This window comes from Ruminococcus sp. RTP21484sp1_RTP21277st1_D2_RTP21277_210401, assembly GCF_040924225.1.
Taxonomy (GTDB): domain Bacteria; phylum Bacillota; class Clostridia; order Lachnospirales; family Lachnospiraceae; genus Blautia_A; species Blautia_A faecis.
Window position 1 is genome coordinate 113,652 of sequence record NZ_JBCOMJ010000009.1, and the last position, 14,274, is coordinate 127,925.

Consider the following 14,274-nt stretch of genomic DNA (forward strand, 5'->3'; position numbering starts at 1 on the left):
ATTGTATCCATTCGTTACCAATACACAGCGTTTTCGCAACTGATATTCCTAAGCTGGGCATTTCCAGGTGCGCCCTTAACGGAGGCGAGATCCACTGCTTACGAAGACTTAATCGTGAAGGCTCTCCTGAACGATTTAGTCGTAGTTAGCAGTTAGCTCGCCGCAGTGTTGCACCGCCCCGCGTGGAATATCAGCTGCGAAAATGCGTCCGTGCAGCCAATGATACAACAAAAGGGACTGCAAAACAGTCCCTTTCATACTACCCAAGTTCATATTTTACATGAAGTTGTTAGGTATAAACATAATAATATCCGGTACATAAGTAACCAGGAACAACAGCCCGATCATAATAAGCACCATCGGCAAAATCTCCCGTATGACACCCTTGATCTTCGTTTTTCCAAGTCCCGAAACAATAAACAACAGCATACCAAATGGCGGTGTGGAAAGACCGATCATCATGTTCAGGCAGATCACAACGCCGAAATGAACAAGGTCAATGCCCATAGCCTGTACCAGTGGAAGAACCATTGGTACAAATACCAGCTGGATCGTACTTACATCAAGTACACAGCCAAGAAGCAGGAATACGATGTTTACGATAAACAGGAAAATGTACTTGTTATCTGTGATTCCCATAACCAGGCTTGCAACAACTCTCGGAACCTGCTCCAGAGAGATGATGTAAGAGAACAGCATGGAAGTTCCGCAAAGAAGAGCCAGTGTAGCTGTGTTGGCAGCGGATTTCTTGATGATACCCCAAAGCTTTTTCCATCCCAGTGTTTTGTAAATCAGTGCAGAAATGATCAGTGCGTATGCAGAAGCAACAGCACCAGCCTCTGTAGGAGTACAGATACCGGAATAAATTCCACCAAGAAGAATAACAACTGTAAACAGTGCCGGAAGAGCCTGCAATGTAGCTTTCAGGAACTCTCTCTTGCTCATGACCACACCTGCCGGATAATTTCTCTTATGAGAAATAAACGCAACATAGATCATAAGAAGAATGGCAAGTAAAACGCCAGGAACCATACCTCCCATAAACAGCTTACCAATGGAAGCACCGGATAACATAGCGTAAATAACCATTGGAATACTTGGCGGGAAAATCGGTCCTACCGTTGCAGAAGCGGCTGTAATGGCACAGCTGAACTCTGCATCATATCCCTCTTTTTTCATCTGGTCGATCTCCATCAGACCAATACCGGAAGCATCTGCGATAGCAGAACCGGTCATACCTGAGAAAATAAGGGAAATAAATACGTTAACCTGTGCTGTACCACCTTTTAATCTTCCAAGAAGACCATTACAGAAAGAGAACAGCTTGTCCGTTACCTCACCTTCATTCAGCACATTTGCCATGAAAATAAACAGCGGCGCTGCAAGCATGGTATAGTTTGCAAACATGTTACCAGTGATAACGGTAAATACCTGGCCCAGTTTGTCCGGAGCTGCAAGCAGAAAATATGTAATAGAAGCTGCAAGCATGGAAAAAGAAACAGGCATACGGATTATGAAGCAGATCGCCATAACCACAAACAGCATAATAATCGGCATACTCATGATTCTTTTCCTCCTTCCTTGTATTCTTTAAATGCATTTTTGATATTGATACAGGTTCTGACGATGATCTCAGCCAGCATATACATAAATGGTGCAAAAACAACTGTATATGGAAGCTTCAGAACTCCTGTTACCATTTTCTTTCCAACCATGGACTGGAAACACGGTACAAAACAGGTTACCAGCAGGATTAAAAGAAATGTATTGTAAACTACTTTAAAAATAAACTGGGTACGAGGTTTTACAGCATCGTAAACCAGACCAAATACTACGTGTTCATCAGCTTCCATTGCCTTACCAACGCCGAAGAACATGGTCCACATGTAACCCAGAACAGATACCTCATAACTCCATGTTACAGGGGTTTTGAAAAAATATCTGGATACGATTGTTACCATAAAGGTAAGGAAAATTACCAAAAACGTAATGTTTGGGATAAAAACGCCAAGGAAATCGACGATCTTTTTCCCGATCTTTTTGAAATTATCCACAGTTTCCTCTCCTCTCAGATTCACTTTTCTGCCATCGGTTTGTTCCCTTTTGCAGACAGGCAAAAAATCTGTTCTTTGTTAAAAAGCCCAGGCCGTACACACAGCCTGGGACTTTTCTTTGTTATAAGTCAGACAGATGTCTCAAGTTTTGCTGTCAATTCATAGCTGATCACTATGTCTTGCCTGTTGTCACGACAATTCGTTTTACTCTTCTGCGGTTGTTGTATCAGCCATAGCCTGGATTTCGTTGTAAAGATCCATATCCCAGTCTTTGATCATATCTTCGTTTTCCATGTACTTAGCCTGAACTTTTTCTTTAAACTCGTTGATGTCAGGATATGTAACAGTAAGTCCCTTCTCCTCAAAGAATTTGATCAGTTCAGCTTCTCTGTCAAGTCTTGCTGTATCGTTTACGTCTCTTGCATATTCCATAGCCTCAGTAACAGCTTCCTGCTGAGCCTCTGTCATGCTGTTCCATGTGTCACCGTTGATACATGGCATGATGGAGTCAACAACGTGGTTTGTGATTGCGATGTATTTTGTTACTTCATAGAATTTTGCACTCTCGATACTTGGAAGCGGGTTATCCTGTGCATCTACAGCGCCAGTCTGAAGTGCAGTATACAACTCACTGAAGGAAAGTGGTGTCGGGTTTGCACCAAGTGCCTCACCAAGGAACAGCCATGCTTCGGAGTTCGGCATACGGAGAAGTAATCCGTTCATGTCATCGTAGCTGTTGATTTCTTTCTCTCTTGTGTTGATTACACGGCTTCCAAGATAGAAGCTGGAAAGAGGTTTGATGTTCAGTGTCTCTTCAATCTGTGGACGGATCTTGTTAAGTCCGATGTCACCGTTGAGAACGCTTGTCATATGCTCATAGGAGCTGAACAGATATCCGGAAGCAAACATGCTGTAGGACGGAATCTGTGTTGCAATTGTCGGGAAGGAAATATATGCCAGATCTGCATCTCCGTTAAGAAGAGCATCAAACTCGTTCTCGGAAGAGAACAGAGAACCGTTGTCGTAGCATTTACATGTTACGGAACCACCGGATAATTCCTCAACTTTATCTGCAAACTCATACATAGCCTCTGTATGGGAGTCACCGCTTACAGATACTGATGTAAAGATCAGCTCTACTGCCGGGTCATTTGCTGCTGCAGCATCTGCTGCCTGTACACTGATGCTTCCTGTTAACAGCATTGTTGCTGCCATAGCTGTTGATAATACTGCTGCCATTAATCTTTTTTTCATTCTCTCATCCTCCTGATTTTTACACACTATGTGTTTTTGTTTCCCTTTTTTCACGTATATTTGTAACCCCAATTACAAATCTTAAGAAATACCTTTCAGCCGGCCTCACGGTCCCCACCGTTCCGGCAGTTATCTCTGATTACTTTCCAAAAAAGCTCTTGCGGAAGGTCTCTGTGATCGCACAGAACTCTTCGATCTCTAATTTCTTGCTTCCTGTAAGAAGCTTATAATCCTGTCTTCTTGACTGAAGTGTCATCGGCACACCTACCAGATTCATATGGTATTTGCTGTTTACCGGATATACCTGGCACTCAACCATGGAAGCAGCGCCAAGGAAGTTCATAAGCTCCTGTGCTTTCTCCGGCTGCTCTTTATAGTTCTTGCAAAGCCATACATAAAGATCCGGATGGAAGTTTGCCATAACTCCTGAGTATCCTGCACATCCCATTTCCATGCTGCGAAGAAGTGTTGCTGCATTTGCATTGAAGATCTTTAATCCGGTGCCCTCAACTGCTTTGCATTTTGCTTCCAGCTGATCAAGATCACAGCAGGTGTCTTTCAGGAATGCAAATTTCTCAGTCTCTGCACACCATTTGAGAAGCTCTGGTGAAAGAAGTCTCTTGTATGGTGCCGGGCACTCATAAACACCGAACATATCTCCATCAATGTGATCCAGAAGATATTCAATATTTTTCTTAGCTACATCTTCGCTCTCGTTCTCTTTTGCAAACTGATTGGAAATGAAAACATATGCATCTACACCGGCATCGATTACAGTCTGAGCTTCGCGGATCTGATCCTCTACCTTCTCAGCGCAATGTCCGGAAGCAATTACTCCCATGTGCTTTGGTGTATTATTGATAATAAATTTTGCAAGCTCCACTCTCTCCTGTGGGCTCAGCTCAAACATTTCACTGGACTGACATACTGCGAAGATTCCGTCAACACCGTTCTTGTCATACCACTCAATGATTCGAAGGACTGCATCATAGTCGATCCTGTTGTCCTCTGTAAAAGGTGTGATCATAACCGGCCATACGCCGCCTGCAATTGTTTTTTTCATGCTCTTCTCCCTCTTGATGTTTACTTGTTGCTGTTCACCGGTAACGTTCCGCGATGTGTTTTTATGAACGGAATGAACAACAACATTTACTATCCACTGCAACCGCGCAATTGCTTTTCAACTGTGACTATAGTATAATATAAATAATTTAAAATTGCTTTCAGCAAAATATTTAGTACTATTTTATAACTTTGTACGAAAAAGAATACAAACCAGCAAAACATAGTGCGGTAAACAAAACAGAGTTACGGTTCACTTCGTTCACAGTAACACACTTCGCGGAACGTTACCAGTGAACAGTAGTAAAACAGACTGCAACACAATAATTCACGGACATAAGAAGAGGCGACTTGAATGGAACAGGAAATATTTGACGATTACATATGGAACGAACATAAAAAAATATTAACAGCAGATAAACATAAGATCCCGGGGCTTAGAAATCTTTCTCATTTTACACCTATGGCACCTGGCGTTCCGGTTCCTCTGCATTATCACTCTGATATCATCGAGCTTCATTTCATGGTGAAAGGCCAGCGCAAGACTTACGTTATGAAAGGCGGCGTCCGCACCAGCTACTGTGCTACCGGAAATAACCTTTTTATCACCAGACCTTATGAGCTTCATACTACAGGACATATTGCCCAGAACCGCTGCGAATTTTTTGCAATGCAGCTGGATCTGAAGGAGCACGATAATTTCCTTGGTCTGAACCAGCATTACAGCAATATTTTGTGCCATCGGCTTCTGAATATGGATCAGCACCTGTACCATGTAGGCAGTTCCCAGATTTCCATGCTGCGCACTGCTTTTAACCTGATTTCTTACGGAACAGAAGGCGACTCCATTGCCGGTGTCCAGTATCTGACCTGTGTACTTGCCAGTCTGAACTACCTGACTGCAGTTCCAGCCCAGGAAGAGATCAATGAACAGCTGAACAGTGACATCGGACATGCGCTGAAATACATTGAACAGAATATTGAAAACCCCATTACACTTCAGGAGCTTGCCCAGGCATCCAACTATTCTCTATCCCGTTTTAAAGCCAAATTTAAAGAAGAACTGGGAATTACTCCTGCTGAATACATTACCCTCCAGAAAATGGATCGGGCACAGATGCTTCTGAAGACTACAGATGATTCCATTACAGATATTGCTTACCAGCTGGGCTTTTCTTCCAGCAATTACTTCTGCTCTGTTTTCAAAAAGACTCTGAGCTACAGCCCGGCGGCATACCGCAAAAGTTTTTCCCAGTCATAGAAAATGCTGCAAAATCATTGCAAAAATGATTTTGCAGCATTTTTTTCCGCGTCCAGAGCGTGTTTGAAAATCATTCCCGCAATCTGCGCGCCCTGCTTTGCTGTATATTTTTCCCGGATTCAGCTGCGGTAGCTGAATCCGGGCTCAATACCCTTACTATTCTGGCTTTGCAATATCACCTGTTTAATTGATTGCAAAGGTCTGCTGTGTATCATAAAATCCGTCCTGATACATGACGTAGATTTCATAATTATCTGCATTCATTCCCTGAAGCGGCACCGGGATATTTTCATAGAAATCCAGAAATGTTTCCATATGCAGACGAACCTCTGTTGTATCATAAACATAGGTATTCTTCGCCCCTTTAAAAATGATCTGGGAAATCTGATGATCATAGGTCCCTATATAGAGCACTTTTCCAGTGATGTTATATGTCAGGGTATCTGCCGGAAGCACCTGATCCGGTTTCTTGTTCCACAGCCATTTCCAGGTCTTCACCGGCTGCCACAATTCTCCTTTGATATAATTCTCATCCAGCTCCATAGGACTTGCAAGATCGTTGTAATCAATCCGCATTTCCTCTGCACGGTAAAAGGTTTTCTTAAGACAGTACTGATTCAGGACCTTCTCTGTATCGTAGTCAAACTCGTAGGTCATTCCCTTCCAGCCGTTTTCTGCATTTGCCACATGACCGCACATTCCGAAGAAATGATTGCTGTCAGCCTCATAAATCGCTGCGGATGTGATCTTGGACCATACCGTAGGAATCTTCTTAATCTGCTTCACAGTACCTTCTGCTTCATTTACAGAATATACCAGCAGGTAGGATTCCTCTGTCTTGTCATAATAGTCGATATCTTTCTTCCTTCTCCACAGGAAATGGTTATCAAACATGGTGATTTCTATAGTCTGGTCATCGCCATCCAGATCTGTATCGATCTGATATGCTGTATGCTGCTGGAACTGATAAATGAAATCACCATCTGCTTTCAGCACATATTTTTCATAGTCTGTGCCTTCCCAGAATCTTGGATCGCAAAGAATCCACTGGATTTCCTTGGTTGTCCAGTTTACCTTGATCACAGATTCCAGATTGCGGACACTGAGCAGAATAGTATCTGTCTCCGGCTGATAGGAAACCGTATTAATATGAGCCCAGTCAACCAGATTCTCGTATTTGCATTTAATAATATCTTGAAGTTTCAGTTCATTTACCACCGCACCTGTCTGCCGGTCGATTTCCTCAACTTTATCTTCACAATGGCTCTGCATGGAGCTTGTAAGCACCAGAAGATTTCCGCCTGGCTCCTTCTCAATTACCTCATGATGACTTCCCCCGGAAAGATAATACATGTTGTAAGCTCTTCCCAGATAATCCAGCTCATAAAGATTGGTAGACTGAGGCTTCTCCAGGTTCGGAACATATCCGGCAGTATCCTGCCAGATCATTCTGCAGTTGGAAAGCATGTAAAGGCCATAATTTCCAGTCTCTTTGTTCATATACCAGCGAATATCTCCCATGCAGTCATATGCAAAAGGAAGATGAGTGCGCTGTCCGTAAACCATGGTCAGATCATATGCAGATTCTCCACTGGTCTCCACAGGTTCGATCACATCCGTAAGAGACTCTGGCAAAGCTTCTGTTGTAATGGTGATCTCCTGGGAATCCTTCACTCTGCCGGAATCATCCAGAAGTTCCAGTACTACTGTATTATCCTCTCCCGGATAAAGACCGATAATGGGCACTCTGTGTGAACTGGCCGCATCTATCTCTCCGCTGATGTCTGCTGCTGCAGTTTTTCCTTTCACAGTAAAGCGCACTCCATACTCTTCTTCTGTGTCAAAAAGTACTACTGCAGTTAATGGGGAAATCTGATATGGGTTAAGAATAACCATGGGATCATCCCATGTATATCCATTTTCCTGCTCTGCCTGCAGCTGTTGGTCAATCTCATAGGAGGTTGCCACCAGTGTTTTCGCCTGAGGGATTTCAGTCTGGATATCATTCGCGGAATCATCGTTTTCCTGAATGGAAATCGTGTCATCCACATCCATGGTAACATTCAGCTTTTGACCGTAATAGCCATATTTTTTCTTCCGTTTTTCTTTTACAGAATAGGGAATTTCCTGATTGGTAAGTTTCATGTAAGTATTATAAATTCCCCGCCGCTTTTTCCAGCAAAGGCCTGCAAACAATGCAAGCAGCACCAGAAACAGAAGCAGAATGGTGATTTTTTTCTTTTTGCTCCATTTTTTCATACTGTAAGCTCCTCAAATTTTTGTCGTTATGTCTGTACAGGCTGCAAAGCCTGTAACGTCAAAATGGGTTCAAGGCTCTTGAACCCATTTTGACAAATTATATACTTATGCCTGACTGTACATATATCCCGTATTATAAAGAACACCGTCCAGTTCCAGGTAAATATCCCATTTCTGACCTTCCAGCCCGTCAACTGCCGTCCAGCCCTTAACTGTAACATTTGTTCCGTCATCTCCTTCAGAAGGAGTCTGTGTCAGCTGATAAGCTCTCTGGGACTCACCGCTTATCAGGATCATCTTTCCAGCCTGCAGATCTGCTGCTGCGGTCTGGGTCTGGAAGCTTCCGTTCACACTGATCTTGCTTCCATCCAGCAGGAAATTCCAGCCATCTGGCAAAGCCTCTGCGGTGCTCACATCAATGCTGCTTTCCTCATAACTTGTCTCTCCAAGAGAACCAAGCACCTCCGGAACTGCGGATGGATCATATTTTTCTTCTGTATAAAGGGGCATGCGGAAAGAACGATAGGTCAGCGCATTATAAGTGTCACCGGAGATCGTCAGCTCAAAGCTCAGCTCTCCATTATCTACCTGATCAATATGTGTGGTCTTGGTCAGTCCCTGTACAAACATATCTTTCGGGTAATAATCACTGCGGTTTTCTTCATCGCTATGCAAGTGGGAGCCAGCTGTGATCCACAGATGATCCTGTGTTCCATCCAGGGAAACCACACCGGAAATCCAGTCCGAATACCAGTCGGCGCCTCGCTCTTTACCATACTCAGTTACCTGGGAAACGGTCATGTTCTCTGTATCAATCTGATAAACAACCGCACGGGAATATACGTTATCACCACTTACACGGTTATCGCCATCCACACGTTTTACCTTGGCAGTACCATTGTCAAAAAGAGCAATATCTCCATTATCCAGAATGGAAACATTATGCTGTGCATAGAACCATTCGAAATCTTCTCCCTCCGGAGTAAAGAAATAAGACGGATCCACACCATCCCAGCCTGTAGGATCTCCAAGGATCCATGCCAGGGATTTGTCCTCTTTATTTACTGCTACAATGGCATCTTTGTGTCTTGCAGAAAGAAGAACCAGATCATTCTCTGCATCATAGGCAAGACCATTATTATGGAACCAGTCAGCTTCCTCACTTCCGTCTGAATCCATAGAAGCAGACTGTCCATCTTCCTGGCTGATGAGATCTTTCATGTCAAGCTCCCATACAACATCACCGGTCTCGCGGTCAATTTCTACCACGTAGTCCTCAACTGTGCTTAAGTCCGGGCTGTCAGAAGCCACCAGGAGATTGCCATCCGGAAGCTCCACGAAATCGTGATGCTGGCCACCAGGAATCATGTATTCGCGGTAAATTTTTCCCAGAAGGTCGACTTCGATCATTCCTTCTTTATAGTAGCTGCTCTTCAGCACATAGGATGCAGGCATGAGAAGATGCCCGTTCTCCAGCTGGTGAACTCCGAGAGTTCCGCCAATATTGGTAAAGAATCTGATATCTCCGGCCGCATCTACTCCATACAGGGTTCCCATAGTGGAGCAGACAAAAGTCAGGTTCGAATAATCGTAACTTGCCTCGCTTTTCATCTCTGTCTGGATTGTACCGTAATCAACACCTATATCTTCTGTGGTTACTTCAAAGGTAGCAGAAGTCCCATCATCCAGAGTGATTACAACCTCTGTGGTATCATTGTTGTAAAGACCATAAATCGGGACGATATGCTCCGTTGCCTCCTCAAAAGTTCCCGTCACATCGTTCTCTGCTGATTTCCCTTTCACAGTAACAGTTCCGCCGCAGGCTTCCTCTGTGGAAAAAACGGCAACTGCACTTAAAGGGGACATTCCATATGGATTGACTACAATCAGAGCCTCATCAAGACTGTAGCCGTTTGATGCCTCCTGAAGAAGTGCTTCATCAACAGCAGTCTGCTGTGCAAACCGGTCAGTTACTTCCAAGGCTGTCGCCTGGGACTGGGTATCTGCTGTTTCTGCTGCCTCGGAATCTGCATTCTCTGCATCCTCGGCAGTTTCTGTTTCCGGCTCATCTGTTTCTGTCTCTGCTGTAGTTTCTTCCTCTGCTGTAGTTTCTGTTTCTGCTGCAACTGTAGTAATAGAACCCGCTGTCATTGTCATCATTACAAGTATTGCAGCCAGTTCCCGATATCTTTTATTCTTCATGCCAGCCTCCTGTGCAATTTTATGATTTCTCAAACACGATCTAATACAAAATCCGCATTTTCATACCACCGTCATGGCAGCTGACGGATTGTCTGCATTTTTTATCATCCTTATAATGCGCAGTGATATTCCTCTGCCTCAAATGGATAGCTAAGCTCCAGACCTTCTGCATTCTCGTCAATCTCAAATGCGATCCAGCCCTCGTTGGAACCGAAATTCAAAGTGGTTCCTGCCATACGTGTCATACCAAGCTCTGAAATGAATTCATCATCCATTCTGCTGTATTCATTTCCTTCACTGTCAGTCAGCTTCAGATTCGCCCAGTCCAAAGTCTCCTTGCTGCCGTCTTTCTCGATCTTCAGCTTAATCATACAGAAAGTCTTGCCTGCGTCAGCTTCTTTCTTGTAGTCGCTTGTCTCCACACCTGTATAGCCAAGTTCTACGCTTACATTCTCAAGAGAGGAATTGATCTCCACATCTTCTACTGTAATATTCCATCCTGCTGCAGAAACAACCTCGCCGTATGCATCACTGTTTGCAGTCTGGGCTGCTGTACCAGCAGAACTTCCTGCTGCTTCTGTCTCCTTGCTGTCGGCCACCTCTGCACTGTCTGCTTCTGTTGAATCACTACTTGCAGAATCCTCACCTGTACTCTCTGCTTCTGCAGCTGTGTCATCTGCCTCTGCACTGTCTTCTTCAGCGGAATCAGTACTTGCAGAATCTTCACTTGTATCTTCTGCTTCCGTGCTGTCAGGCTCTTCCTTGGCATCAGCATTGTCTGCGGCAGCTTCTGTCTTGGTATTCTCTTCCGTCTTTGTATCATTTGTGCCACCACAACCAGCCATTAAACCAGCCACCAGAACGGCTCCCATTACCTGTAATAAAACTTTTTTCTTCATTTTTTTACTCCCTTTATTTTTCTGGTATAACTTCATTTACCTGGAGCATGTTTGAAATAAATATTCTGCCAAATGTGCCGGAATCATTTTTCAAACACGCTCTGGTCGTGTTATCAACTATTATAGCATAGTTCCGCAATAAAACAGAAACACTTTCTTAATATTGCCTGTAAAAATTTAAAGTTTTACTGTTTCCACCATTCACAGCAACACGCTTCGCAGAATGTTACCAGTGAACAGCAGCATTAAATCACTTAATTTTTATATTTTGTTCCAAATCATAAAATTCGTTCTGATATACAACATAAATCTCATAATCATCCGCTTCCATTCCCTGCAGCGGTACCGGAATGTTCTCATAGAACTGCAGGTAAGATTTCGTATGAAGACGGATGTCTGTAGTGTCATACACATAAGTATTTTTCTTTCCGTGAAAAATGATCTGGGAAATCTGGTGATCGTAAGCTCCTGCATAAAGCACCTGCCCGGTAAGATGTAATGTAATCTCGCCGTCTTCCAGTACCTGTTCCGGCTTCTTCTGCCAGAAGAACCAGGTCGCTTCTACAGGCTGATATAATTCTCCCATAATATAGTTGTCTTTTATTTCCATGACTGCTGCCAGATCATTCCAGTCAATTCTCATCTCTGATGCGCGGTAATAATAGCTTTTGATGCTGAACTGATTGATCAGCTCTTCTGTATCATAGTCAAACTCATAGTTCATTCCTCTTCGTTTATCTTCAGAATCCTTCACATGACCGCACATGCCGAAAATATGATTACTGTCAGCATCATAAATAGCAGAAGAAGTAATGGTAGACCATACAGTAGGAATCTTTTTAATCTGCTTTACTGTCTTTTCTGCTTCATTTACAGCATAAACCAACAGATAAGATTCTTTTTCACCATCAAAGTATTGCAATACATCGGACTTTCGTACTTTTACATAATGATTATCAAACATACTGACTTCTATTGTCTGGTCATCTCCATCCAGATCTGTTTCCATCTGGTAGGCAGTATGCTGCTGGAACTGATAAACAAAATCTCCTTCCGGCTGAAGCACATATTTCTCATATTCTGTGCCTTCCCAGAATCTCGGATCGCAGAGTATCCACTGGATTTCCTTTGTCGTCCAGTTCAATTTGACCACAGATTCCAGATTTCGCGGACTGATCACAATGGTATCTGTCTCCGACTGATAAGACACTGTGTTTAAATGGGTCCAGTCAACCCGGTCCTCATATTTCCCGCTAAAAATGTCTTCCATTATCAATTCATTTACAACTTCTCCGGTCTGTCTGTCAATTTCCTGGATTTTGTCCTCAATGTGTCCTTCCAGGGAACTGGTCAGGACCAGAAGATTTCCATCCGGCTCTTTTTCGATTACTTCATGGTGATTTCCACCCGCCACATAGTACATGGTGTAGGCGCGTCCCAGATAATCCATCTCATAGAGATTGGTTGTCTGCGGTTTGGCCTGGGATGGCATAAAAGCTTCATTGGAGGCAACTATCATCCTGCTATTTGACAGCATATAAATTCCAGAAGTAAATTCTCCGCTCATGTACCAACGGATATCTCCCATACAGTCATAAGCAAATGGGAAGGTTGTCCGCTGTCCATATACCATAGTCAGTTCAAAGGCAGATTCACCGCTTGTTTTCACCGGTTTCACAGCATCATCCAGTTTATCCGGAAGTTCATCCGTTGTAATAGTGATTTCCTGGGAATCTGTAACCTTGCCTGATTTATCCAGAAGCTCCAGAACAACTGTATTTTCCATTGCCGGGTAAAGACCGATCACCGGGATTCTGTGTGAAGCAGCAGATTCCACTTCTCCGCTGATATCTGCGGCTTCCGTTTTTCCCTTGACCGTAAAACGCACCGCACACTCTTCTTTTGTGTCGAAAATAATCACCGCTGTCAATGGAGAAACCTGATAAGGATTCTGGATCACCATAGGCTCCTCCCAGCTGTATCCATTCTCCAGCTCAGCCTGCAGCTGCTGGTCGATTTCATAAGAGGATGCTATACGTGTGGTTTCTTTTGGAATGTCTGTTTCGATCTCATTTGCAGAACCGTCATTCTCAGTTATGTAAACCGGATTCTCCAGATTCATGGAAGCATTCAATTCCTGGTCATAATATCCATATTTTTTCCTTCTTTTTTCCTGAACAGAATACGGAATCTCCTGACCAGTAAGCTTCATATATGTATTATAGATTCCACGGCGCTTTTTCCAGCATAAAGCGGCAAACAGCACAGCTAAAATTAAAAATATAATAAATACTGCAATTTTTGTTTTTTTATTCCACTTTCTCATTTTCCCAAATCCCTGATTTCCGGAAGCTGAAGCCAGAACAGCACTCCGTTCTCCATATTTTTAGCTCCGCAGCTTCCTTTATGTTTATCCACAATCTTTCGGACCACAAAAAGTCCAAGACCAATGTTACGTACTTCATTCTCAGATGTGACTGGTTTCTTCTTCTGGGAAGTTGTGTAAAAGCTGTCCCAGATATGCTCCATCTGCTCTTCTTTAATCTGCGCTCCATCGTTGTAGACTTCCATACGTATCTGCTTTTTCTCTTTCTTCAGAGTAATCCGGATCCGCTTTCCCTGCTCTGTGTGCTGAAACGCATTCATCAGATAATTGTTTACTGCTCTTTCCAGATACATGCGGTTTCCGTATGCGAAACAGTTCTTTTCGATTTCCTGTTCCACTTTGATCTCGTTTTTGCGGAACATAGCATCATATCGAAGAAGCAGATATTCTATCATTTCTGATACATTTACACGGCTCATTTCCATGGAACTCATCTGATTGTCCAACATGGAAAAATCAAGGAGTTCTCCTACCATTCTGGACATTTTGTCCAGCTCCTCGTGAATGGAAGAATAATAGTAGGAACGATCAATCTTATCTCCTGCGATTTCCAGCATTTCCACCTGGCTGGACACTACTGCAAGAGGTGTTTTTAATTCATGGGAAATATTCGCCACAAATTCTCTCTGGCTTTCCAGAAGCTGATAGTCAGACTGCTTTGCTTTTTTCTCGGTACTTGCTTTACTCATTTTTTCCAGGAAATAGCTTAATCCCACCATCAGAAGCAAAACAACCGCCAGATATAATCTGGTTCCCTCAATCACTTCCAGAACTGACTGAACATCTTTCCGCAGGTATACATAGAATGTATGTCCATCCTGTATAATCTTCCCACGAAACATCAGAATATGCCGGGATTCCATGCGACGCTGTTCCAGGGTTCCTTCTTCTGTGTAC

The 14,274-nt window shown here is 43.4% G+C and carries 11 protein-coding genes and 1 pseudogene; 2 read left to right on the top strand and 10 right to left on the bottom strand.

Going from position 1 to position 14,274, the window contains the following annotated elements:
* Positions 1–276: 276 nt before the first annotated feature.
* The 4 genes from AB5706_RS08390 to AB5706_RS08405 all read right to left on the bottom strand — a co-directional run bounded on the left by AB5706_RS08390 (position 277) and on the right by AB5706_RS08405 (position 4,371).
* Entirely contained in the window at positions 277–1,563 is a 1,287-nt protein-coding gene (locus AB5706_RS08390) for a TRAP transporter large permease (RefSeq protein WP_148461351.1), read from the bottom strand.
* The gene (locus AB5706_RS08395) at positions 1,560–2,054 is read right to left on the bottom strand and encodes a TRAP transporter small permease (RefSeq protein ID WP_148461350.1); all 495 of its coding nucleotides are present in this window, start codon (positions 2,052–2,054) and stop codon (positions 1,560–1,562) included. Before AB5706_RS08395 ends, AB5706_RS08390 begins: the two co-directional genes overlap by 4 nt.
* Before the next feature lie 204 nt (positions 2,055–2,258).
* Entirely contained in the window at positions 2,259–3,308 is a 1,050-nt protein-coding gene (locus AB5706_RS08400) for a sialic acid TRAP transporter substrate-binding protein SiaP (RefSeq protein ID WP_173717183.1), read from the bottom strand.
* A 139-nt stretch (positions 3,309–3,447) separates the two neighbouring features.
* The gene (locus AB5706_RS08405; protein WP_118577896.1) at positions 3,448–4,371 is read right to left on the bottom strand and encodes a dihydrodipicolinate synthase family protein; all 924 of its coding nucleotides are present in this window, start codon (positions 4,369–4,371) and stop codon (positions 3,448–3,450) included.
* A 354-nt stretch (positions 4,372–4,725) separates the two neighbouring features.
* Here AB5706_RS08405 and AB5706_RS08410 point away from each other — a divergent pair, with 354 nt between their 5' ends.
* The gene (locus tag AB5706_RS08410) at positions 4,726–5,631 is read left to right on the top strand and encodes an AraC family transcriptional regulator (RefSeq protein WP_118577895.1); all 906 of its coding nucleotides are present in this window, start codon (positions 4,726–4,728) and stop codon (positions 5,629–5,631) included.
* A 14-nt stretch (positions 5,632–5,645) separates the two neighbouring features.
* On the opposite strand, the gene AB5706_RS08415 is transcribed toward AB5706_RS08410, so the two are convergent.
* Positions 5,646–5,750, bottom strand: a complete 105-nt coding sequence (locus AB5706_RS08415; RefSeq protein ID WP_368072594.1) for a DUF6783 domain-containing protein — start codon at positions 5,748–5,750, stop codon at positions 5,646–5,648.
* On the opposite strand from AB5706_RS08415, the pseudogene AB5706_RS23090 reads away from it, so the two are divergent.
* A pseudogene (locus tag AB5706_RS23090) lies at positions 5,706–5,822 on the top strand (hypothetical protein); the annotation flags it as partial. The gene AB5706_RS08415 and the pseudogene AB5706_RS23090 sit on opposite strands and share 45 nt — an antisense overlap.
* On the opposite strand, the gene AB5706_RS08420 reads toward AB5706_RS23090, so the two are convergent.
* The 5 genes from AB5706_RS08420 to AB5706_RS08440 all read right to left on the bottom strand — a co-directional run.
* Entirely contained in the window at positions 5,815–7,890 is a 2,076-nt protein-coding gene (locus AB5706_RS08420; protein WP_173717184.1) for an aryl-sulfate sulfotransferase, read from the bottom strand. The pseudogene AB5706_RS23090 and the gene AB5706_RS08420 overlap by 8 nt on opposite strands.
* A 105-nt stretch (positions 7,891–7,995) precedes the next feature.
* Positions 7,996–10,092 carry an aryl-sulfate sulfotransferase gene (locus AB5706_RS08425; RefSeq protein WP_368365988.1) on the bottom strand — a complete coding sequence of 699 codons (2,097 nt, stop codon included), beginning with the start codon at positions 10,090–10,092 and terminating at the stop codon, positions 7,996–7,998.
* A 110-nt stretch (positions 10,093–10,202) separates the two neighbouring features.
* Positions 10,203–10,991 (bottom strand): DUF4352 domain-containing protein, encoded by a 789-nt coding sequence (locus AB5706_RS08430; protein ID WP_173717186.1) that lies wholly within the window; start codon positions 10,989–10,991, stop codon positions 10,203–10,205.
* Between the two features lie 250 nt (positions 10,992–11,241).
* The gene (locus AB5706_RS08435) at positions 11,242–13,317 is read right to left on the bottom strand and encodes an aryl-sulfate sulfotransferase (protein WP_173717187.1); all 2,076 of its coding nucleotides are present in this window, start codon (positions 13,315–13,317) and stop codon (positions 11,242–11,244) included.
* The coding region (locus AB5706_RS08440; protein ID WP_368365989.1) for a sensor histidine kinase at positions 13,314–14,274 on the bottom strand (961 nt) is incomplete at its 5' end. The genes AB5706_RS08435 and AB5706_RS08440, both read right to left, overlap by 4 nt.

Excerpts from the sequence above, each read along its gene's own strand:
- AB5706_RS08390 (WP_148461351.1), bottom strand. The coding sequence starts at position 1,563 with ATGAGTATGCCGATTATTATGCTGTTTGTGGTTATGGCGATCTGCTTC.
- AB5706_RS08400 (WP_173717183.1), bottom strand. The coding sequence starts at position 3,308 with ATGAAAAAAAGATTAATGGCAGCAGTATTATCAACAGCTATGGCAGCA.
- AB5706_RS08405 (WP_118577896.1), bottom strand. The coding sequence starts at position 4,371 with ATGAAAAAAACAATTGCAGGCGGCGTATGGCCGGTTATGATCACACCT.
- AB5706_RS08410 (WP_118577895.1), top strand. The coding sequence starts at position 4,726 with ATGGAACAGGAAATATTTGACGATTACATATGGAACGAACATAAAAAA.
- AB5706_RS08420 (WP_173717184.1), bottom strand. The coding sequence starts at position 7,890 with ATGAAAAAATGGAGCAAAAAGAAAAAAATCACCATTCTGCTTCTGTTT.
- AB5706_RS08425 (WP_368365988.1), bottom strand. The coding sequence starts at position 10,092 with ATGAAGAATAAAAGATATCGGGAACTGGCTGCAATACTTGTAATGATG.
- AB5706_RS08430 (WP_173717186.1), bottom strand. The coding sequence starts at position 10,991 with ATGAAGAAAAAAGTTTTATTACAGGTAATGGGAGCCGTTCTGGTGGCT.
- AB5706_RS08435 (WP_173717187.1), bottom strand. The coding sequence starts at position 13,317 with ATGAGAAAGTGGAATAAAAAAACAAAAATTGCAGTATTTATTATATTT.